This is a genomic window from Humibacillus xanthopallidus, assembly GCF_006717145.1.
Classification (GTDB): domain Bacteria; phylum Actinomycetota; class Actinomycetes; order Actinomycetales; family Dermatophilaceae; genus Humibacillus; species Humibacillus xanthopallidus.
In genome coordinates this window covers 1,436,852-1,457,206 of sequence record NZ_VFQF01000001.1, presented here as the reverse complement: position 1 = coordinate 1,457,206, position 20,355 = coordinate 1,436,852, and the positions used below count along the sequence as shown (strand labels likewise).

Genomic DNA, 20,355 nt, shown 5'->3' with positions numbered 1-20,355 from the left:
GTCCCGCGTGCCGGGCGGGTCGGGGGAGCAGCCTGGGTGCGTGGGAGGATCGGGGAATGTTGCGTTGGTTGACGGCCGGTGAGTCGCACGGGCCCGCACTCGTCGCCATGATCGAGGGCCTGCCCGCAGGCGTCGAGGTCGGGGCGAAGGACCTGCAGGCGGCCCTGTCGCGGCGGCGGCTCGGCTACGGCCGTGGGGCCCGGATGAAGTTCGAGCAGGACGAGGTCGAGTTCCTCGGCGGCCTGCGGCACGGCATGACGCTCGGCTCGCCGATCGCCGTGCGCATCGGCAACAGCGAGTGGCCGAAGTGGACGACGGTGATGAGCCCCGAGGTCGTGAGCGAGCAGGACTACGCCGCCTCCGACGACGTCAACGCGGAGAAGGAGGTCGCGCGCAACAAGCCGCTGACCCGCCCGCGCCCCGGCCACGCCGACCTCGTCGGCATGCAGAAGTACGGTCACGACGACGCGCGGCCGATCCTCGAGCGCGCCTCGGCCCGTGAGACCGCGGCGCGCGTGGCGCTCGGTGAGATCGCGGCGCGCTTCCTCGAGCAGGCCTACGGCATCCAGCTCGTCTCGCACACGGTCTCGATCGGCACGGCGGGCGTGCCCGCCGGGGCCGCCCTCCCGACGCCCGACGACGTCGAGCGCCTAGACGCCGACCCGGTGCGCGCCTTCGACCCCGAGGGGTCCGCGGCCATGGTGGCCGAGGTCGATGCGGCGAAGAAGGACGGCGACACCCTCGGTGGTGTCGTCGAGGTGCTCGCCTACGGGTTGCCGCCGGGCCTCGGCTCGCACGTCCACTGGGACCGCAAGCTCGACGGCCAGCTCGCCCAGGCGCTCATGAGCATCCAGGCCATCAAGGGGGTCGAGGTCGGCGACGGCTTCGAGACCGCTCGCCGTCGAGGGTCGCAGGCCCACGACGAGATGGAGCTCGTCGACGGTGTCATCACGCGCCGCACCGGCCGCGCCGGCGGCACCGAGGGCGGCATGTCGACGGGCCAGGTCCTGCGCGTCCGGGCCGCGATGAAGCCGATCAGCACCGTGCCGAGGGCGCTGTCGACGGTCGACGTCGCGACCGGGGAGGCCGCCACCGCGATCCACCAGCGCTCCGACGTCTGCGCGGTGCCGGCGGCAGGTGTCGTCGCCGAGGCGATGGTCGCGCTCGTGCTCGCCCAGTCGTGCCTCGAGAAGTTCGGGGGCGACTCGGTCACCGAGACGGCACGCAACCACACGGCATACCTCGACGGCATCCGCGAAGGGCTGCGCACGTGGTGAACGCTCACGAACCCACGCCCGAGGGCACGGCCCCGCGTCCGGCCGCCGTCGTCGTCGGCCCGCCCGGTGCGGGCAAGACGACGGTCGGGGCGCTGCTCGCCGAGCGTCTCGGCGTGCCGTTCCACGACGTCGACGCCGCCGTCGAGGCGGCCGAGGGGCGCTCGATCTCCGACATCTTCGTCGACGACGGCGAGGCGGCCTTCCGCGACCTCGAGCGCGCGGAGGTCGCGCGCTCGCTCGCCGACGAGCGGGGTGTCGTGGCGCTCGGCGGGGGAGCGGTCATGGACCCGCTCAGCGAGGCGGTGCTGGCCGGGCACACGGTCGTCTTCCTCGACGTCGCCATCGCCGACGCGAGCAAGCGCATCGGCTTCGACCGCTCGCGACCGCTCCTCTCGGTCAACCCCCGCGCGTCGTGGATCGCGATGATGAAGGTGCGCCGGCCCACGTACGAACGCGTCGCCACGGTGCGCGTCGACACTGCCGGGCGCACCCCCGACGAGATCGTCGACGCGGTCATCGCCGAGCTCGAGGCGACGGGGGTGGCGACGGCGTGAGCGCTGCGCCGGAGACGACGACGATCGCCGTCGGCGACGACTACGACGTCGTCATCGGGTCCGGGGTGCTCGGGCGGGTCGCCGACCTCCTCGGCGCCGACGTCGAGCGGGTGCTCGTCGTCCACCCGCCCACCCTGCCGGCCCTCAGCGGCGCGGTCTCCGACGCGCTGCGCGAGCGGGGGTATGCCGTCCACCTCGCCGAGGTGCCCGACGCCGAGGCGGCCAAGACCACGTCCGTCGCCGCCGGGCTGTGGGCGCAGCTGGGGCAGGCCGGCTTCACCCGCACCGACGCGGTCGTCGGTGTCGGCGGGGGCACGGTCACCGACCTCGCGGGCTTCGTCGCGGCGTCGTGGCTTCGCGGTGTGCGCGTCGTCCAGGTGCCGACGACGCTGCTCGGCATGGTCGACGCCGCGGTCGGGGGCAAGACCGGCATCAACACCGCCGAGGGCAAGAACCTCGTCGGCGCCTTCCACCCGCCCGCCGGCGTGCTGTGCGACGTCGACGTGCTCGCAACGCTGCCGCAGGCCGACCTCGTCGCGGGGCTGGCCGAGGTGGTCAAGTGCGGCTTCATCGCAGACCCGGTCATCCTCGACCTCGTCGAGTCGGCCGTCGCCGACGACCCCGACCGGGCCCGCAGCGCGGCCAACCCCCACCTGCGCGAGCTCATCGAGCGCGCGGTCCGGGTCAAGGCCGACGTCGTCGCCGCCGACCTGCGCGAGAGCTCGCTGCGCGAGATCCTCAACTACGGCCACACCTTCGGCCACGCCATCGAGCAGGTCGAGCACTACTCCTGGCGCCACGGGGAGGCGGTCGGCGTGGGCATGGTCTACGTCGCGGAGCTCGCCCGTCTCGCCGGGCACCTCAGCGGCCCGGAGGGCGACGCGCTCGTGGACCGTCACCGGTCGGTGCTCGAGTCGCTCGGGCTCCCCACGACGTATGCCGCCGGGCGCTGGGACGAGCTGCTCACCACGATGCGGCGCGACAAGAAGTCGCGCGGCTCGACGCTGCGCTTCGTCGTGCTCGACGGGCTGGCCCGGCCGACCCGTCTCGTCGGGCCGTCCGACGAGATGCTGCACGCGGCATACCGGCTCGTCGCCGGGCCTGCGAGCGCGGCTGCTCACTAGACTCGCGGCATGACGGCACCCCTCGTCTTCGTCCTCTCCGGGCCCAACCTCGACCGGCTGGGCACCCGCGAGCCGGAGGTCTACGGCTCCGACACGCTCGACGACGTGCACTCCGCGGTCTCGCGGGAGGCGGGTGCGCTCGGGCTGCTCGCCGACTGCCGGCAGACCAACCACGAGGGCGAGATGGTCGACTGGCTGCACGAGGCCGTCGACGCGGGCGCCGACGTCGTCATCAACCCCGGCGCGTGGACGCACTACTCGTATGCCGTCCGCGACGCCTGCGCCATCGTGACCACGAGCGGGCGCAGCCTCGTCGAGGTGCACCTGAGCAACCCCGCGTCGCGCGAGGACTTCCGCCGCACCTCGGTCGTGGCGCCGGTCGCGACGGGGACGGTCGCCGGCTTCGGCCTGCAGTCCTACCTGCTCGCCCTCCGCGCCCTCATCTGACACCAGGCGGCCGCGACGACGAGGGCCGTCACCCCGACTGCGTCCCCGCGGCCCGCGCGTCGAAGGGGCCTCCGGCGCCGAACGCGATCTCGGCGAACCGCTTGCCGATGAGGGCGTGGGTGGCCGTGTCCGGGTGGAGCCCGTCCGGCAGGGGCAGGGCGCTCGCGTCGTGCTCACCGTAGAGCTCGAGCCCGTCGAGGTGGTGCAGGTTGGGGTCGTCTGACCGCGCAGCGACGATCTCTTCGAGCGCTCGGCGGACGACCCGCAGGGTCAGGCGGCCGCCAGCGGTGTCACCCTCGGTGCCGGTGGCGACGAACCGCATGACGCCGGACCCCAGTGCGGCGGGGTCGATGGCTCCCGGGCCGGGGGTGTTCTCGTGGATCCCGCAGAAGATCGGCGAGATGAGCAGCAGCGGCGTCTCGGGGTGGCCGTCGCGGATGGTGTCGAGGAAGCCGTGGACCGCGGGGACGAAGCTGCGCAGCCGCATCGAGTCGTGGTTGATGACGTTGATGCCGAGCTTGGCGCTGATGAGATCTGCCTTGGCGTCGCGCATGTGCCGGGCCATGAACGGGTCGACGAGGGCGCTGCCGCCGAAGCCGAGGTTGTGCAGCTGGGCGTGCGCTCTGCGAGCAGCGACCGCCGGCCAGATGCCGGTCGGGCTGGTCGCGTTGGAGCCGTGGCTGATCGAGCTGCCGTGGTGGAGCCACACGGGTCCGGTGCGTTGTGCCGGGCGCACCGGTGCGTCCGTGTGCAGGGCCACCACGTCGACCTGCTCGTTGTGCGGCAACCAGATCTCGATCGTCTTCTCGCCGGCCTCGAGGCCGTCGATCACGACGAGGTCGGGGTCACCCGACGTCATCGTGCTGGCGCCCGTCTGCATGTTCAGCTCGATGGCGTCGCCCCGGGTCAAGGCGTGTGAGCTGTGCGCGGCGCCGTCGACCGTGACGTCGACGACCCCCCTCGCGCGTGGCAGGCCCCGGTAGGCCACTCGGGTGGAGAGCAGCTCGAGCGAGAGGCGGCGGGCCGTCGTGCTGACCGCGATGCGCACCCCTGAGGGCTGGGCCTCCATGAGCGAGAGCTGAGGATCGGCGAAGCGCTCCCGGATGGGTCGGGGGAGTCGGTGGGGGCGCAGGCCCCGCGCCGTGCGTTCGAGCTCCGCCGCGCCGATGACGAGGTCGGCGGTGAGTGGCGTCGCGGTCATCGTCGTGGTCACGAGGGTTCTTTCTGCTCGAGTGGGCTGCGGTCATGCCAGTGCACGAGCAGGAAGTGGAGCGAGTCGAGCAGCTCGGTCCAGGACTGATCCGGAGCGGGCTCGCTGTGCGCGAAGCTGCCGATGCGCTCGAGGTTGAGGAAGCCGTTGAGAGCCGCACCCACGATCCGCGTGGCGTGGGTCCGGTCCCCGTCGCGGATGCCGTAGCCCCGCAGGACCGCGTCGATGACGCGCACCATCCGCTGGGCGGCGGGCGCGCTGACCGCCTCGGGCCCGGCGCGCCGTTGGAGCGACTCCCAACAGCCGGGACGAGTCTGCGCGTAGGTGCGATGCGCCGAAAACAGCCCGAGCAGGGCATCCCTCTGGGCCCGACCGGCGACGGCGTCACTGATCAGGGTCGCCAGCTCGTCCAGAGCGAGAACCGTGACCCCGTCTCGCAACGCAGCCAGATCGCGGACGTGCTCGTAGAGGCTGGGCGTGCGAACTCCGAACGAGCGTGCGACCGCGGCGAGGCTGACGGAGTCGAACCCCGACGCGTCGGCCTGTTCCGCGGCGCGGGCGATGACCGTCGACGTCGTCAGCTGCGCGCGTGCCATAGGACGAACCTAACACATATAGGTAACCTCCTATGCAGCGAAGGTTCGCGCGCCGAGACGGCCCTGCACGTCACAGACACCGCACAGAGGGGACAAGGGTCCGTCATGGACGCCGCTCCCAGACTCCTCGGAGGAGGGACCGCCGGTTCCCGCGACGAAAGGTCCGTCATGGCAGCGCACACACCCTCGGCTCCCGAGCACGAGTGGATCGACGAGCACGGCACCGAGATCGAGGACCACGACCGTGGCCTCGTCTACGACATCCGGACGCTCGTCGACCGGCGCCGGGCGCTCGCCCTCTTCGGTGGTCTCGGGGTCGCCGGCGCGCTCGCCGCGTGCAGCGCCGCGACGCCGCAGGCCACGACGACCACCTCGACCACGAGTGCAGCCGCCCCTGGGGTCGTCTCGGGGTCCACCTCGGGGGCGACGGCAGCGGCGAACGCCGGCACCGACCTCGTCGAGGCGCCTGACGAGACGGCCGGGCCCTACCCGGGCGACGGGTCCAACGGCCAGAACGTCCTCGACGACTCGGGCATCGTGCGCCAGGACATCCGCAGCAGCTTCGGCTCCTCGACGACGACCGCACAGGGCGTGCCCCTCACGATCAAGCTGACCGTGAAGGACCTCGCGACGAGCTCGGCCCTCGTCGGCGCAGCCGTCTACGTCTGGCACTGCGACCGCGACGGCAACTACTCGATGTACAGCGAGGGAGCGGCCGACGAGAACTACCTCCGCGGCGTACAGCCCACCGACGAGTCCGGCACCGCGACCTTCACCTCGGTCTTCCCCGCCTGCTACTCGGGTCGCTGGCCGCACATCCACTTCGAGGTCTACGAGAAGGTCGGCGACGCGACCTCGAGCGGGCCGATCGTCAAGACCTCGCAGATCGCCCTGCCCCAGACGGCGTGCGACGCGGTCTATGCGACGAGCGGCTACGAGCAGAGCGTCGGCAACCTCTCGCAGGTGAGCCTCCAGCGCGACAACGTCTTCGGCGACGACGGCGGCATCCACCAGCTCGCGACGATGTCGGGCAGCGCGTCGTCCGGCTACACCGCAGCCCTGACGATCGGTGTCTGACACCGCACCAGCCGCGGCCTCGTGGGAGCCTGCTGTCATGAGTGAGGACGAGGCGCTCGTCGTCAGCGCGATGGCGATCAACGTGACCATCCCCGAGGCGCTGCGGTGGACCGACACCCGCCGCGGCCAGGAGTTCCGGCTCGACACCCTCAACGTCCGGATGCTGCCTGACGGGCACCTCGCAGCCAAGGCATACGGCCGGCCGGTCGAGGGCGGGCGCGGCGCCTACGTGTCCTTCACCGTGCCCGACCGGCCGGAGCTTGCCGCCCTCGTCACCTCGGCCGCCGACCGGGCTGCCGAGCGGTGGGCGGGACACCAGGGGCTCGGCTGAGTCGCTGTCAGGCCGCGCCCAGTGCGTCGGGCAGCGGCTCGGCGTGCACGATGGTCAGCTCCGACACGGCTCGGGTCAGCACGACGTAGAGCCGGCGCAGACCGGTGCGTTCGTCGGGCTCCGCGGCCGCGATGGCGGCCGGCTCGACGACGACGGTGCGGTCGAACTCCAGACCCTTGGCGACGCTCGCCGGCACGACCTCGACCTGGTGGTCCTCGTCGTCGCCGTGGTCGCGGTCGAGCCGGCCGTGCGGGACGCCCGCTGATCCGAGTGCCGCCGAGACGCGCTCGACGCTCGCGTCAGGCACGATGACGCCGACCGATCCCGCTGCGGCGCAGGCCTGCTCGACCGCCGCCACGACCTCACCGTCGAGTCCTGCAATGTCAGTGGGCCGGATCTCGAGCCGTCCGGGGTTGTCGCGCACCGACACCGGAGCGCCGAGCCCGGGAGCCATGTGCGGCAGGAGCCGAGCGGCGTAGTCGATGACGAGGGCCGGCACACGGAAGCCTCGGTCGAGCACGACGAGGTCGTGGTCCTCCTTGCCGAGGTGGCGCATGGCCTCGGCCCACGACGCGGTCGCCCACGGCGTCGTGCCCTGGGCGATGTCACCGAGCACCGTCACCGACCCCGTCGAGCATCGCCGGCCGACAGCGCGCAGCTGCATGGGGGAGAGGTCCTGCGCCTCGTCGAGCACGACGTGACCGAGGCTCGGCACGCGACGCAGCAGGTCGTCGACCTCGTCGAGCAGCGCCATGTCGGCACGCGACCACCTGGCCGAACCCTTCGTGCGAGCAGGCTTGTCCCACAAGAGGATCGACTGTTCGTGCTCGGTCAGGTCATCGCCGGCCGCTGCTCGCAGCGCGTCCGGGTCGGACCACAGCCGGTGCAGCAAGCCCTGCGGGTCGAGCGCCGGCCACACCGAGGAGACGTACTTCTTCACCGCCGCGGACCTCGCGACGGCGTCCTGCACGCGGTCGTCAGGCGCGTCGCCGGCCCGCTCCATCTCGAGCAGCACGTGGTGCGCGAGGCGCTGGGGGAGCAGGTCGCGCGCCGCCGAGTAGCGCACGCCCCGCGCGGCCAGCTCGTCGACGAGGTCCCGGGCCTCGTATGCCGGGACGCGCCACTTGCGCACGCCGCGCGGCACCACGAGCGCCTCGGTCGCAGGCACGAGGCTCGACCACACCGCGCGACGCAGCACGACCGCGAGCCTCGCGTCACCCTTGAGGGTCGCCACCTCGGACGGCTCCTCGGCACGCACCCGCGCGTGGTCGAGCAGGCTCTCGATGGTCGCGTGCCCGACCCGAACCTCTCCCAACGACGGCAGGACGGCGCCGATGTGGTCGAGGAACGCGCGGTTCGGCCCGACGACGAGCACCCCCGAGCGGTCGAGGCGCTCGCGGAACGAGTAGAGCAGCCACGCCGCGCGGTGCAGTCCCACCGCGGTCTTGCCGGTGCCCGGGGCGCCCTGGACGCAGACGCTGACGGCGACGTCGCTGCGGACGATCTCGTCCTGCTCGGGCTGGATCGTCGAGACGATGTCGCGCATCGGCCCGGTACGCGGGCGCTCGATCTCGGCGGCGAGGAGCGAGCCGGTGCCCGAGGTCGGCGTCCCTCGCTCACGCAGGTGCTCGTCCTCGAGCGCGGTGAGCCGGCCCCGGTCGACCCCGAAGCGGCGGCGCAGCACGACGTCCATCCGGTCGGTCGGCGAGGCGCGGTAGAACGCGGTCGAGATCGGCGCCCGCCAGTCGACGACGACGGGGTCGCCGGCCTCGTCCGAGACGTGCCGGCGTCCGATGTGGAACTGCTCCGCCGGGCCGTCCGACGGCTCGAGGTCGATCCGACCGAAGAAGAGCGTCGCGCGAGGGTCGTCCTGGAGCGAGGCGATGCGGCGCGCGAGGACGCGACTCAGCACCTCTGCGGAGATCGCGTCGCTCGCTCGTGAGGCGTCGAGCTGCTCGGCCGACGTGCGCATGCGCGCCAGCTCGGCCCGGGCGTGGTCGAGGTAGTCCTGCTCTCGCTCGAGCTCTCCGGTGGGCGTGGCGGGCGCGGGCATGACGAGGCACCTCTCACGAGGGAGCGGGGTGGGGGGGAGCCGACCACGATACCCCGGCACGCACCGGTCCCGGACGCGCGCGATTGTCGGATCAGGAAGGCGCACGGCTAGAATTGCGCGGCAACTCTCCCCAACACAGCAACCGTCCCGACCGGGGCGCGCCGCGGCGCGCTCGACGGGCCGGACGGCATACGAAAGTGGTTTGACGACGATGGCTTCGACCAATGACCTCAAGAACGGCATGGTGCTCAACCTCGAGGGACAGCTCTGGTCCGTCGTCGAGTTCCAGCACGTGAAGCCGGGCAAGGGGCCCGCCTTCGTGCGCACCAAGCTCAAGGCGGTGCTCTCGGGCAAGGTCGTCGACAAGACGTTCAACGCCGGGACCAAGGTCGAGACGAGCAACGTCGACAAGCGGACGATGCAGTACCTCTACAAGGACGGCTCCGACTTCGTCTTCATGGACACCGACACCTACGACCAGATCAACGTGTCGGAGACCGTCGTCGGTGGCGCCGCCGACTACCTCCTCGAGAACCAGAACGCCATCGTGGCCACGAACGAGGGCGCACCGCTCTACGTCGAGCTGCCTGCGTCGGTCGTCCTCGAGATCACCCACACCGAGCCGGGTCTGCAGGGCGACCGCTCGACCGGCGGCACGAAGCCCGCCACCCTCGAGACCGGCGCCCAGATCCAGGTGCCGCTCTTCCTCGAGACCGGCACGCGCGTCAAGGTGGACACCCGCGACGGGTCCTACCTCGGCCGCGTCAACGACTGAGCGGACGCGAATCCCCTTGTCAGCACGCAGCAAGGCCCGCACTCGGGCCCTCGACATCCTCTTCGAGGCGGACCAGCGCGGCCTCAACGCCGAGACCCTGCTCGACGAGCGACTGTGCGACCGCGAGTCCCGTGCCGGCAACAACCCCTACACCGCAGACCTCGTGCGTGGTGTCGTCGGTCGCTGGAACGACATCAACGCGGCCCTGACCGACTACAGCCAGGGCTGGACCCTCGAGCGGATGCCCGCCGTGGACCGCGCCATCCTGCGCCTCGGGGCGTGGGAGGTCCTCTGGAACGACGAGATCCCCGACGCCGTCGCGATCTCGGAGGCCGTGGCCCTCGCAACCGAGCTGTCGACCGACGAGTCGCCGGCCTTCGTCAACGGCCTGCTCGGTCGCCTCGCCGAGGTCAAGGCGACCATCGTCTGAGGCATCTGCCGCCCCGGCGCGGACGCGTGTCGAGGGCGCCTCGTGCCCGCGCTAGACTCCTGCGCGAAGACATCCTTTAACCACCGTCCTGTGAGGCGGGGAAGGAGGTCCAGCGGCTGTGACCTGCCCTGACCTGAGCGAGCCTGCCACCAGTTCCACCACCCCTGCTGACGCGCGAGACGTCATGAGCGAGGGCGACATCTCCCGGGCGCTGCGGCGCATCGGCCACGAGATCCTCGAGCGCAACAAGGGCAGCGAGGGGCTCGTCCTCCTCGGCATCCCGTCGCGCGGGGTCCCGCTCGCCCGTCGCCTCGCGGCCTGCATCGAGGACGTCGAGGGCACCGAGATCCCCGTCGGCGAGCTCGACATCACGCTGCACCGCGACGACCTTCGCCGCCACCCGGTGCGCACGGCCCACCGGTCACGCATCCCGGCCACCGGCATCGACGACCAGGTCGTCGTGCTCGTCGACGACGTGCTCTACTCGGGCCGCACGATCCGGGCAGCGCTCGACGCGCTCTCGGAGCTCGGCCGGCCCCGGGCCGTCCGCCTCGCCGTCCTCGTCGACCGGGGTCACCGCGAGCTGCCGATCCGCGCCGACCACGTCGGCAAGAACCTCCCGACCTCGCGCGACGAGCGCGTGCACGTGCGGGTGGCCGAGCTCGACGGCATCGACGTCGTGCGCATCAGCGGAGGAGAGGGCCGATGACCAAGCACCTCATCTCGTCGGCCGACCTCAGCAGGGCCGAGGTCGAGGACATCCTCGAGACGGCGGCCTCGATGCACGACCTCCAGCGCCGCGAGGTCAAGAAGGTGCCGACCCTGCGGGGCCGGACCATCATCAACTTCTTCTTCGAGGACTCCACCCGCACCCGCAGCTCCTTCGAGATCGCGGGCAAGTGGATGTCGGCCGACACCATCAACCTCTCGGCCAAGGGCTCCTCGACGAGCAAGGGCGAGAGCCTGCGCGACACGGCGATGACCGTCGACGCCATGGCGGTCGACGCCCTCGTCATCCGCCACAACGCCTCGGGCGCCTGCCACCAGGTGGCGCAGTGGGTGCGCTGCAGCGTCATCAACGCCGGCGACGGCACCCACGAACACCCGACGCAGGCCCTGCTCGACGCCTACACCCTGCGCACCCGGCTCGGTGACCTCGACGGCAAGCACGTCGTCATCGTCGGAGACCTCACGCACTCGCGGGTCTTCCGCAGCAACGTGATCACGCTTAAGACACTGGGCGCCCGGGTCACGGTCGTCGCCCCGCCCACCCTCATGCCGAGCGGCATCGGTGCCTGGAGCGCCGCCGACGGCTTCGCGACGAGCTGGGACCTCGACGCGGTCCTCGACGGCGACGACACGGTCGACGCAGTCATGATGCTGCGGGTCCAGCGCGAGCGCATGAGCGGCGGCTACTTCCCGACGGCGCGTGAGTACACCGTCGGCTACGGCCTCACCCGCGACCGGCTCGACCGGCTCGTCGCCCGCAACGACGACGTGCTCGTGCTCCACCCCGGCCCGATGAACCGCGGTCTCGAGATCTCGCCCGAGGCTGCCGACGCCCCGCAGTCGGTGGTCCTCGACCAGGTCTCGGCCGGGGTCGCGGTGCGCATGGCGGTGCTCTACCACCTGCTCGCCGGCGACGACACGCCCGCGCCAGCGGTCGCCGCCACCACGCCCTCCAGCACGCACGCCAGCCCGCCCGCCACCACCGCCACGACCGAGGGAGCAGCCCGATGAGCCGCCTGCTGATCCGCGGCGCCCGCCTGCTCGGAGCCGAGGCCGCCGACCTGCTCGTCGACGACGGCGTCATCCGCGAGGTCGGCTCGATCCGAGCGGGAGGCGACGTCGAGGTGCTCGACGCCGACGGGCTCGTCGCACTGCCCGGCCTCGTCGACCTCCACGTGCACCTGCGCGAGCCCGGCCGCGAGGACGCCGAGACGATCGCCACCGGATCCGCGGCCGCCGCGGCGGGCGGCTACACCGCCGTCTTCGCCATGGCCAACACGAGCCCCGTCACCGACACGGCCGAGGCCGCCGAGCGCGTGCTCGACCTCGGGCGCGCCTGTGGCCTCACCCAGGTGGTGCCGGTGGGCGCCGTGACCAAGGGGCTCGAGGGCGCAGAGCTCGCCGAGCTCGGGCTCATGGCGCGCTCCCGCGCCGCCGTGCGCGTCTTCTCCGACGACGGACACTGCGTCCACGACGCCCGCGTCATGCGTCGGGCACTCGAGTACGTCAAGACCTTCGGGGGCGTCGTCTCGCAGCACGCGCAGGACCCGCGCCTCGCCGGCCCCGACGCGTGCTGCCACGAGGGCGAGGTGTCTGGACGGCTCGGCCTGACGGGCTGGCCCGGCATCGCCGAGGAGTCGATCGTGGCCCGCGACGTCATGCTCGCCCGGCACACCGGCTCGCGCGTCCACGTCGCGCACGTCTCCACCGCCGGCACCGTCGAGGTCATCCGCTGGGCCAAGGCGCAGGGCATCGACGTCACGGCCGAGGTGACGCCGCACCACCTCGCGCTGACGACCGACCTGCTCGCCGGCTACGACCCCGTCTACAAGGTCAACCCGCCCCTGCGGCCGACGGAGGACGTCGAGGCGCTGCGCGCCGCGCTAGCCGACGGCACGATCGACGCCGTCGCGACCGACCACGCCCCGCACGCCCGGCAGGACAAGGAGCATGCCTTCCCCGACGCGGCCTTCGGCATGCTCGGCCTCGAGACGGCGCTCTCCGTCGTCAGCGAGGTGCTCGTGCGGCCCGGTCTGCTCGACTGGGCAGGCGTCGCACGGGTCATGTCGAGCGCGCCCGCTCGCATCGGCGGCCTTACGGCACAGGGGCGCCCGCTCTCGGAGGCCTCGCCGGCGCACCTCACCCTCGTCGACCCCGACCGCGAGGTCACCGTCGACGCGGCCGAGAGCCGAAGCCGCTCGCGCAACAACCCCTGGCACGGCCGGACCTTCCGCGGCGCCGTCGAGGCGACCGTCTACGGCGGCCGGGTCACCTACGACCGCGGAGCGACCTCCCGCACCCACCGACCACTGACGACCGCTTCGACACCGGGGGCAGACCTGTGACCACCCAGACACCACTGACCGTGCCGGCCCGCGACGGACGGCCAGGACGCCGCCGTGAGCCCGCCGTCCTCGTGCTCGAGGACGGGCGCACCTTCCGCGGCTCGTCCTACGGCGCCGTCGGCCAGACCGTCGGCGAGGCCGTGTTCTCGACCGGCATGACCGGCTACCAGGAGACGCTCACGGACCCGAGCTACCACCGTCAGGTCATCGTCATGACGGCGCCGCACGTCGGCAACACGGGTGTCAACACCGAGGACGACGAGAGCACCCGCATCTGGGCGGCCGGGTACGTGGTGCGCGACCCCGCGATCCGCTCGTCCAGCTGGCGCGCGACGCGCGACCTCGAGGACGAGCTCGCCGACCAGGGAATCGTCGGCGTCTGCGAGGTCGACACGCGCGCCCTGACCCGCCACCTGCGCGAGCGCGGTGCGATGCGGGTCGGGCTCTTCAGCGGCGACGCCGCGGCTCATCCCGTCGACGAGCTGCTCGACACCGTGCGCACGAGCCCCCAGATGACGGGTGCCGCGCTCGCCGCCGAGGTCACGACGAGCGAGGCGTATGCCGTCCCCGCTGTCGGCAGCGCCCGCTTCACCGTCGCGGCCATCGACCTCGGCATCAAGGCCATGACGCCCCAGCTCATGGCGCAGCGCGGCATCGAGGTGCACGTGCTGCCCGCGACGGCGACCATCGACGACGTCCTCGCGGTGGGGGAGCACGGTCCCGACGGGGTCTTCTTCTCCAACGGGCCCGGCGACCCTGCGACCGCCGAGCGCGAGGTCGCTCTGCTGCGCGAGGTGCTCGACCGTCGCATCCCGTTCTTCGGCATCTGCTTCGGCAACCAGCTCCTCGGCCGGGCCCTCGGCTTCGGCACGTACAAGCTGAAGTACGGCCATCGCGGCATCAACCAGCCGGTCATGGACCGCACGACCGGCAAGGTCGAGGTGACGGCGCACAACCACGGCTTCGCGGTGGACGCACCCCTCGACAGGGAGAGCGAGACGGCATACGGCCGCGTGCGCGTGTCGCACGTGTGCCTCAACGACGACGTGGTCGAAGGGCTGGAATGCCTTGACCTGCCGGCCTACTCGGTGCAGTACCACCCTGAGGCGGCGGCGGGCCCCCACGACGCCGCCTACCTCTTCGACCGTTTCGTGGAGCTCATGACCACCAGACAGACTGCCCACCAGACCACGGAGGCCAACGCCTGATGCCAAAGAGAAGCGACATCAAGAGCGTCCTCGTCATCGGCTCCGGGCCGATCGTCATCGGCCAGGCCTGCGAGTTCGACTACTCCGGCACCCAGGCATGCCGCGTGCTGCGGGAGGAGGGCATCCGCGTCATCCTCGTCAACAGCAACCCGGCGACGATCATGACCGACCCGGAGTTCGCCGACGCGACCTACGTCGAGCCGATCACCCCCGAGGTCGTCGAGGCGATCATCGCCAAGGAGCGGCCCGACGCCGTGCTCGCGACCCTTGGTGGCCAGACGGCCCTCAACTGCGCAATCTCCTTGCACGACAACGGAGTTCTCGAGAAGTACGGCTGCCCGCTCATCGGCGCCAACGTCGACGCGATCCAGCTCGGTGAGGACCGCGAGAAGTTCAAGGGTGTCGTCGAGCGCTGCGGCGCGGAGTCGGCGCGCTCGATCATCTGCCACTCGATGGACGAGCTGCTCGCCGGCGCGGCGGACCTCGGCTACCCCGTGGTCGTGCGGCCGTCCTTCACGATGGGCGGGCTCGGGTCGGGCTTCGCCTACGACGAGGCCGACCTGCGACGCATCGGCGGCCAGGGCCTGCAGTACTCCCCGACCACCGAGGTGCTCCTGGAGGAGTCGATCCTCGGCTGGAAGGAGTACGAGCTCGAGGTCATGCGCGACCACGCCGACAACGTCGTCGTCGTCTGCTCGATCGAGAACCTCGACCCGATGGGCGTGCACACGGGTGACTCGATCACCGTGGCCCCGGCGCTGACGCTCACCGACCGCGAGTACCAGCGGCTGCGCGACATCGGCATCGCGGTCATCCGCGAGGTCGGCGTCGAGACGGGCGGCTGCAACATCCAGTTCGCCGTCAACCCTGCCGACGGCCGCATCATCGTCATCGAGATGAACCCTCGCGTCTCGCGCTCGAGCGCGCTGGCCTCCAAGGCGACCGGCTTCCCGATCGCCAAGATCGCCGCGAAGATGGCGATCGGCTACACGCTCGACGAGGTGCCCAACGACATCACCCGCGAGACCCCGGCGAGCTTCGAGCCGACGCTCGACTACGTGGTCGTCAAGGTGCCCCGCTTCGCGTTCGAGAAGTTCCCCGCCGCCGACCCGACCCTGACGACGACGATGAAGTCGGTGGGCGAAGCGATGTCCATCGGCCGCAACTTCACGGAGGCGCTGCAGAAGGCGCTGCGCTCGCTGGAGAAGAAGGGCGCCTCCTTCCACTGGGACGGCGAGCTGACGAAGCTCCACGCCGAGCGTGCGCTCGAGGAGGCGAAGGTCCCGACCGACGGCCGGATCGTCCTCGTGCAGCAGGCTCTTCGCGGCGGCTGCACCGTCGAGGAGGTGCACGCGGCCACCGGCATCGACCCGTGGTTCCTCGACCAGATCCAGCTCATCAACGACGTCGCGGCGATGCTCGCGGAGGCCGACCACCTGACCCCGGACCTCCTCCGGCTGGTCAAGCGCCACGGCTTCAGCGACGCCCAGGTGGCCTCCATCCGGCGTATGCCGGAGGCCGTGGTCCGCGGCGTGCGGCACGCCCTCGGGGTCCGCCCGGTCTACAAGACCGTCGACACGTGCGCGGCTGAGTTCGCGGCCACGACGCCGTACCACTACAGCTCCTACGACGAGGAGACCGAGGTGGCACCGCGTGAGAGGCCGGCCGTCATCATCCTCGGCTCCGGCCCGAACCGCATCGGCCAGGGCGTGGAGTTCGACTACTCATGCGTGCATGCGTCGTTCGCCTTGCGCGACAAGGGTTTCGACACCGTCATGGTCAACTGCAACCCCGAGACCGTGTCGACCGACTACGACACGAGCAGCCGCCTCTACTTCGAGCCGCTGACCCTCGAGGACGTGCTCGAGGTCATCCACGCCGAGACGCAGGCCGGGCCCGTCGCGGGCGTCATCGTCCAGCTCGGTGGGCAGACGCCGCTCGGGCTCGCCAAGGCACTGGCCGCCGAGGGCGTGCCGATCGTCGGCACCTCGCCCGACGCGATCCACCTCGCCGAGGACCGCGGCGCCTTCGGGCAGGTGCTCGCGAGGGCGGGGCTCATCGCGCCCAAGCACGGCACGGCCTACAGCTCCGACGAGGCGCTCGAGGTGGCGCGCGAGATCGGCTACCCCGTGCTCGTTCGCCCGTCCTACGTGCTCGGCGGCCGCGGCATGGTCATCGTCTACGACGACGACTCGCTCGTGACCTACGTCGAGAAGGCCACCGAGGCCTCGCCCGACCACCCGATCCTCATCGACCGCTTCCTCGACGACGCGATCGAGATCGACGTCGACGCGCTCTTCGACGGCGAGGACATGTATCTCGGCGGCATCATGGAGCACGTCGAGGAGGCCGGCATCCACTCGGGCGACAGCTCGTGCACGCTGCCGCCGGCGACGCTCGGCGACGGCGAGCTCGAGCGAGTGCGCGTCGCGACGCGCAAGCTCGCCGAGGGCATCGGGGTGCGCGGTCTGATGAACGTCCAGTTCGCGCTCGCCCAGGACATCCTCTACGTCATCGAGGCCAACCCGCGGGCCTCGCGCACCGTGCCCTTCGTCGCCAAGGCGACGGGTGTGCCGCTCGCGAAGGCGGCGGCCCGGGTCATGCTCGGCGCCAGCGTCCAGGAGCTGCGCGACGAAGGGCTGCTGCCCCGGGTCGGCGACGGCGGCTCGTTGCCCGACCACGCGCCCATGTCGGTCAAGGAGGCGGTGCTGCCGTTCACGCGCTTCCGCACCAAGGAGGGCGTCGCGGTCGACTCCCTGCTCGGTCCCGAGATGCGCTCGACCGGTGAGGTGATGGGCATCGACCTCGACTTCGGCTCGGCCTTCTCCAAGGCCCAGCAGGGGAGCGGGTCGGCGCTGCCGCGCTCCGGCGCCGTCTTCGTGTCGGTGGCCAACCGCGACAAGCGCGCGATGCTCTTCCCGGTCAAGCGTCTCGTCGATCTCGGCTTCACGATCCTCGCGACGACCGGCACCGCTGCGGTGCTCCGGCGCAACGGCATCGAGGCGACCCTCGTGCGCAAGATCACCGAGCGCGGCGACGGAGACAAGGGCGAGCGCTCGATCGTCGACCTCATCCTCGACGGCACCGTGCAGATGGTCGTCAACACCCCGTCAGGGCAGGACGCCCGCGCCGACGGCTACGCCATCCGTGCAGCGACGACGAGCGCCGACAAGCCGATCATCACGACGATCGCCACGCTCGCCGCGGCCGTGCTCGGCATCGAGGCGCAGATGACCGAGGAGATCCGCGTCAAGTCGCTGCAGGACCACGCCCGCGACCTCGACCTCTACGGCCGGGGCACCTCCACGACGGCCGCGGCCGCGAGCGCCACGGCGCACTCCCGGGCGGTCCCGGCCGAGGTGGGCGCATGAGCAGCCCGCCAGCTCGGGCGCGCGTCGCGAAGGAGGTCGCCGAGGTCATCGCGACCCGGCGGGTCGGTGCCTACCAGCACCTCACGCTCGTGTCGCCCGAGATCGCCGAGCTCGCGCGGCCCGGCCAGTTCGTCGCGCTCGCCGTCGGTGACGAGTCGTCGGCCACGCTGCTGCGGCGATCCTTCTCGATCCACAAGGTCAGCCCGAGCGGCACCTACGGCGGCACCGTCGAGATCGTCGTCTCGGCGGTCGGTCCGGGCACCCGCTGGATCGTCGCGCGGGCGCCGCACGACCTCGTGGACGTCGTCGGACCCCTGGGCAAGGCCTTCCCGGTGCCGACGGAGCCCGTGCCCTGCGTGCTCGTCGGCGGCGGCTACGGCAGCGCGCCCCTCTTCTGGCTCGCCAGCCAGCTGCGTGAGCGGGGCTGCCACGTCGAGATGGTGCTCGGCGCCGCGAGCGAGGACCGTCTCTTCGGCGTCGTCGAGGCCCGTCGCAGCTGCGACGGCGTCACGGTGACGACCGACGACGGGTCGGCGGGGCACCGCGGCTGGGTCAGCGACGTGCTGCCCGACCTCATCGACCGCACCGGGGCGGGGGTCGTCTACGGGTGTGGCCCGATGGGCATGCTCCGCTCGATCACCGACATCGCCGGCCGGCACGGCGCCGTCGCCCAGGTCGCCGTCGAGGAGGCCATGGCGTGTGGCGTGGGGGTGTGCATGACGTGCGTCATGCCCGTCGTCGGCGCCGACGGTCAGACCCGCATGGTGCGTTCGTGCGTCGAGGGGCCGGTCTTCCGCGGTGACCGCGTGCGCTGGGACGCCTTCGACGGCAACCATGCCCGCGTGCCGGACGACGCCGTCGGCGCGCCGAGGACGGGGGGCCACTGATGGCTGACCAGCAGAGCGACAAGCACACCGACGACCGCATCGACCTCAGCGTCGACCTCGGCTACGGGAAGGTGCTGCCCAACCCGCTCATGACGGCTTCCGGCTGCGCCGCGAACGGTGCCGAGCTGCACCGCTTCTTCGACGTGTCGCAGCTCGGCGCGTTCGTCACGAAGTCGGTCATGGCCGACCCGCGCTCGGGTCGCGGCACGCCCCGCATGGCCGAGACCCCGTCGGGCATGCTCAACTCCATCGGCCTCCAAGGGCCGGGCATCGCGGCGTTCGTCGACACCGACCTGCCGTGGCTGGCCTCGGTCGGCGCCCGCGTGCTGCCGTCGATCGCCGGCAGCTCGAGCACCGAGTTCGCCCACGTCGCGGCGACCCTGCGTGCCAGCCGGGCCTTCGCTGCCGTCGTCGGCGTCGAGGTCAACATCTCCTGCCCCAACGTCGCCAACCGGGGACTCGTCTTCGCCTGCGACCCCGGCGCGTCGGCCAAGGTCATCGCCCTCGTGCGCGAGCAGCTGCCGCGAGACGTGCCGATCTTCGCCAAGCTGAGCCCCGACGTCACCGACATCACCTCCATCGCGGCGGCGTGCGTCAAGGCCGGAGCCGACGGGCTGACGATGATCAACACCCTGCTCGGGATGGTCATCGACACCGACCTCATGCGCCCCCACCTCGGCGGGATCACGGGCGGTCTGTCCGGGCCCGCCATCCGGCCGGTCGCCGTCCGGGCCATCTGGCAGGTGCGCCAGGCCATGGCCGAGGGCCGCATCCCCGTCGTGCCGATCATCGGCGTGGGTGGGGTGCGCACGGGACGCGACGCGCTCGAGCTCGTCGCCGCCGGTGCCAGCGCCGTGCAGGTCGGCACGGCGACGTTCAACGACCCCACCGCCCCCGTGCGGGTGCTGCACGAGCTCACCGACCTGCTCGTCGAGAAGGGCTACCAGCGCTTCTCCGACGTCGTCGGCGCCGCCCACGGCAGCCCCCTGCCGCCCCGACCGGTCCCCGTCGACGAGAGGTCCCGCGCATGACGGCGTCGAACGCGGCCCCCGCCGGCGTGACGAGCGCGAGCACTCCGGCCTTCGGAGTGCGGCTGCAGGCGGCCATGCACCGCCACGGCCCGCTCTGTGCCGGCCTCGACCCGCACCGTGGCCTCATGGAGCAGTGGGGTCTCACCTACGACGTCGCCGGGCTCGAGCGCTTCGCGATGACCTGCGTCGAGGCGTATGCCGGACGCGTCGCGGCGGTGAAGCCCCAGTCGGCCTTCTTCGAGGTCTTCGGCAGCCGCGGGATCGCGGTGCTCGAGCGGGTGCTGCACGACCTGCGTGACGCCGAGACGCTGACGATCCTCGATGCCAAGCGCGGTGACATCGGCTCGACCATGACGGCATACGCCGAGGCCTTCCTCGGCCCGCACGCCGTCGCTCCGGCCGACGCCCTCACCGTCAGCCCCTACCTCGGCTACGAGTCGCTGCGCCCGGCTATCGACCTCGCGGCCCAGACCGGCCGGGGGCTGTTCGTCCTCGCCCTCACGTCCAACCCCGAGGGCTCTTGCGTCCAGCACGCCGTCAACGACGGGCGCTCCGTCGCCGCCTCGATCGTCGACGGCGCCCGCGGCGACAACGCAGCAGCGCACGCACGCGGCGCGCTCGGCCACGTGGGTCTCGTCATCGGTGCGACCGTCGGCGACGCGGTGAAGCGGCTCGGCCTCGATCTCGTGACGGCAGCGACCCCGGTGCTCGCCCCCGGCTTCGGGGCCCAGGGCGGCACCGTCGACTCGCTCGCGGCGACGTTCGGCCCCGCCCTGGGTCAGGTCCTGGCGTCGTCGAGCCGCGAGATCCTCGCGGCGGGGCCCGACCCCAGCCGCCTCGCCGCTCAGACCCGCCGCGTCGTCGACACGCTCACCCGGGGCGCCGACTGAGCGGTGGCCGTGGGGCCAAC

The 20,355-nt window shown here is 72.0% G+C and carries 19 protein-coding genes; 16 read left to right on the top strand and 3 right to left on the bottom strand.

Going from position 1 to position 20,355, the window contains the following annotated elements; translation table 11 throughout:
• Window positions 1-56: 56 nt before the first annotated feature.
• The 4 genes from aroC to FHX52_RS06520 are packed head-to-tail and all read left to right on the top strand — an operon-like array spanning window position 57 to window position 3,402.
• Window positions 57-1,277: a chorismate synthase gene (gene aroC, locus FHX52_RS06535; RefSeq protein WP_141820970.1), complete on the top strand. Its 1,221-nt coding sequence runs from the start codon at window positions 57-59 to the stop codon at window positions 1,275-1,277.
• Entirely contained in the window at window positions 1,271-1,831 is a 561-nt protein-coding gene (locus FHX52_RS06530) for a shikimate kinase (RefSeq protein ID WP_246069641.1), read from the top strand. The genes aroC and FHX52_RS06530 overlap by 7 nt, the downstream gene beginning before the upstream one ends.
• Window positions 1,828-2,955, top strand: a complete 1,128-nt coding sequence (aroB, locus tag FHX52_RS06525; RefSeq protein WP_141820968.1) for a 3-dehydroquinate synthase — start codon at window positions 1,828-1,830, stop codon at window positions 2,953-2,955. Before FHX52_RS06530 ends, aroB begins: the two co-directional genes overlap by 4 nt.
• Window positions 2,956-2,964: 9 nt before the next feature.
• On the top strand, window positions 2,965-3,402 hold the full coding sequence (locus FHX52_RS06520) for a type II 3-dehydroquinate dehydratase (RefSeq protein WP_141820966.1): 438 nt from the start codon (window positions 2,965-2,967) through the stop codon (window positions 3,400-3,402).
• A gap of 28 nt (window positions 3,403-3,430) precedes the next feature.
• On the opposite strand, the gene FHX52_RS06515 is transcribed toward FHX52_RS06520, so the two are convergent.
• Both FHX52_RS06515 and FHX52_RS06510 read right to left on the bottom strand, forming a co-directional pair.
• Window positions 3,431-4,615 (bottom strand): GDSL-type esterase/lipase family protein, encoded by a 1,185-nt coding sequence (locus FHX52_RS06515; protein ID WP_246069640.1) that lies wholly within the window; start codon window positions 4,613-4,615, stop codon window positions 3,431-3,433.
• Entirely contained in the window at window positions 4,612-5,208 is a 597-nt protein-coding gene (locus FHX52_RS06510; protein ID WP_141820964.1) for a TetR/AcrR family transcriptional regulator, read from the bottom strand. The genes FHX52_RS06515 and FHX52_RS06510 overlap by 4 nt, the downstream gene beginning before the upstream one ends.
• Before the next feature lie 168 nt (window positions 5,209-5,376).
• On the opposite strand from FHX52_RS06510, the gene FHX52_RS06505 reads away from it, so the two are divergent.
• Both FHX52_RS06505 and FHX52_RS06500 read left to right on the top strand, forming a co-directional pair.
• Window positions 5,377-6,285, top strand: coding sequence for an intradiol ring-cleavage dioxygenase (locus FHX52_RS06505; protein ID WP_141820962.1), 909 nt, complete (start codon window positions 5,377-5,379; stop codon window positions 6,283-6,285).
• 37 nt (window positions 6,286-6,322) lie between these two features.
• Window positions 6,323-6,616 (top strand): hypothetical protein, encoded by a 294-nt coding sequence (locus tag FHX52_RS06500; protein WP_141820960.1) that lies wholly within the window; start codon window positions 6,323-6,325, stop codon window positions 6,614-6,616.
• A gap of 7 nt (window positions 6,617-6,623) precedes the next feature.
• Here FHX52_RS06500 and FHX52_RS06495 read toward each other — a convergent pair whose 3' ends face one another.
• On the bottom strand, window positions 6,624-8,669 hold the full coding sequence (locus FHX52_RS06495) for a HelD family protein (RefSeq protein ID WP_141820958.1): 2,046 nt from the start codon (window positions 8,667-8,669) through the stop codon (window positions 6,624-6,626).
• A 211-nt stretch (window positions 8,670-8,880) separates the two neighbouring features.
• Here FHX52_RS06495 and efp point away from each other — a divergent pair, with 211 nt between their 5' ends.
• The 10 genes from efp to pyrF all read left to right on the top strand — a co-directional run bounded on the left by efp (window position 8,881) and on the right by pyrF (window position 20,335).
• Entirely contained in the window at window positions 8,881-9,444 is a 564-nt protein-coding gene (gene efp, locus FHX52_RS06490) for an elongation factor P (protein WP_141820956.1), read from the top strand.
• A 16-nt stretch (window positions 9,445-9,460) separates the two neighbouring features.
• Window positions 9,461-9,874 carry a transcription antitermination factor NusB gene (gene nusB, locus FHX52_RS06485; RefSeq protein WP_141820954.1) on the top strand — a complete coding sequence of 138 codons (414 nt, stop codon included), beginning with the start codon at window positions 9,461-9,463 and terminating at the stop codon, window positions 9,872-9,874.
• Between the two features lie 133 nt (window positions 9,875-10,007).
• Complete coding sequence (gene pyrR, locus FHX52_RS06480; protein ID WP_281287998.1) at window positions 10,008-10,583, top strand: bifunctional pyr operon transcriptional regulator/uracil phosphoribosyltransferase PyrR; 576 nt, start codon at window positions 10,008-10,010, stop codon at window positions 10,581-10,583.
• The gene (locus FHX52_RS06475) at window positions 10,580-11,614 is read left to right on the top strand and encodes an aspartate carbamoyltransferase catalytic subunit (RefSeq protein WP_246069638.1); all 1,035 of its coding nucleotides are present in this window, start codon (window positions 10,580-10,582) and stop codon (window positions 11,612-11,614) included. The genes pyrR and FHX52_RS06475 overlap by 4 nt, the downstream gene beginning before the upstream one ends.
• Window positions 11,611-12,948 carry a dihydroorotase gene (locus tag FHX52_RS06470; protein WP_141820950.1) on the top strand — a complete coding sequence of 446 codons (1,338 nt, stop codon included), beginning with the start codon at window positions 11,611-11,613 and terminating at the stop codon, window positions 12,946-12,948. Before FHX52_RS06475 ends, FHX52_RS06470 begins: the two co-directional genes overlap by 4 nt.
• Window positions 12,945-14,156, top strand: coding sequence for a glutamine-hydrolyzing carbamoyl-phosphate synthase small subunit (gene carA, locus FHX52_RS06465; RefSeq protein ID WP_185747101.1), 1,212 nt, complete (start codon window positions 12,945-12,947; stop codon window positions 14,154-14,156). The genes FHX52_RS06470 and carA overlap by 4 nt, the downstream gene beginning before the upstream one ends.
• Window positions 14,156-17,527, top strand: coding sequence for a carbamoyl-phosphate synthase large subunit (gene carB, locus FHX52_RS06460; protein WP_221630507.1), 3,372 nt, complete (start codon window positions 14,156-14,158; stop codon window positions 17,525-17,527). Before carA ends, carB begins: the two co-directional genes overlap by 1 nt.
• The gene (locus FHX52_RS06455; RefSeq protein WP_141820948.1) at window positions 17,524-18,414 is read left to right on the top strand and encodes a dihydroorotate dehydrogenase electron transfer subunit; all 891 of its coding nucleotides are present in this window, start codon (window positions 17,524-17,526) and stop codon (window positions 18,412-18,414) included. Before carB ends, FHX52_RS06455 begins: the two co-directional genes overlap by 4 nt.
• The gene (locus tag FHX52_RS06450) at window positions 18,414-19,445 is read left to right on the top strand and encodes a dihydroorotate dehydrogenase (protein ID WP_141820946.1); all 1,032 of its coding nucleotides are present in this window, start codon (window positions 18,414-18,416) and stop codon (window positions 19,443-19,445) included. Before FHX52_RS06455 ends, FHX52_RS06450 begins: the two co-directional genes overlap by 1 nt.
• Window positions 19,442-20,335, top strand: coding sequence for an orotidine-5'-phosphate decarboxylase (pyrF, locus tag FHX52_RS06445; protein WP_141820944.1), 894 nt, complete (start codon window positions 19,442-19,444; stop codon window positions 20,333-20,335). Before FHX52_RS06450 ends, pyrF begins: the two co-directional genes overlap by 4 nt.
• Window positions 20,336-20,355 lie beyond the last annotated feature (20 nt).

What these genes read in the sequence shown, in the direction of transcription:
- aroC (WP_141820970.1), top strand. Translation starts at nt 57, where the DNA reads ATGTTGCGTTGGTTGACGGCCGGTGAGTCGCACGGGCCCGCACTCGTC.
- FHX52_RS06520 (WP_141820966.1), top strand. Translation starts at nt 2,965, where the DNA reads ATGACGGCACCCCTCGTCTTCGTCCTCTCCGGGCCCAACCTCGACCGG.
- FHX52_RS06510 (WP_141820964.1), bottom strand. Translation starts at nt 5,208, where the DNA reads ATGGCACGCGCGCAGCTGACGACGTCGACGGTCATCGCCCGCGCCGCG.
- FHX52_RS06505 (WP_141820962.1), top strand. Translation starts at nt 5,377, where the DNA reads ATGGCAGCGCACACACCCTCGGCTCCCGAGCACGAGTGGATCGACGAG.
- FHX52_RS06500 (WP_141820960.1), top strand. Translation starts at nt 6,323, where the DNA reads ATGAGTGAGGACGAGGCGCTCGTCGTCAGCGCGATGGCGATCAACGTG.
- FHX52_RS06495 (WP_141820958.1), bottom strand. Translation starts at nt 8,669, where the DNA reads ATGCCCGCGCCCGCCACGCCCACCGGAGAGCTCGAGCGAGAGCAGGAC.
- efp (WP_141820956.1), top strand. Translation starts at nt 8,881, where the DNA reads ATGGCTTCGACCAATGACCTCAAGAACGGCATGGTGCTCAACCTCGAG.
- FHX52_RS06475 (WP_246069638.1), top strand. Translation starts at nt 10,580, where the DNA reads ATGACCAAGCACCTCATCTCGTCGGCCGACCTCAGCAGGGCCGAGGTC.
- FHX52_RS06470 (WP_141820950.1), top strand. Translation starts at nt 11,611, where the DNA reads ATGAGCCGCCTGCTGATCCGCGGCGCCCGCCTGCTCGGAGCCGAGGCC.
- carB (WP_221630507.1), top strand. Translation starts at nt 14,156, where the DNA reads ATGCCAAAGAGAAGCGACATCAAGAGCGTCCTCGTCATCGGCTCCGGG.
- FHX52_RS06455 (WP_141820948.1), top strand. Translation starts at nt 17,524, where the DNA reads ATGAGCAGCCCGCCAGCTCGGGCGCGCGTCGCGAAGGAGGTCGCCGAG.
- FHX52_RS06450 (WP_141820946.1), top strand. Translation starts at nt 18,414, where the DNA reads ATGGCTGACCAGCAGAGCGACAAGCACACCGACGACCGCATCGACCTC.
- pyrF (WP_141820944.1), top strand. Translation starts at nt 19,442, where the DNA reads ATGACGGCGTCGAACGCGGCCCCCGCCGGCGTGACGAGCGCGAGCACT.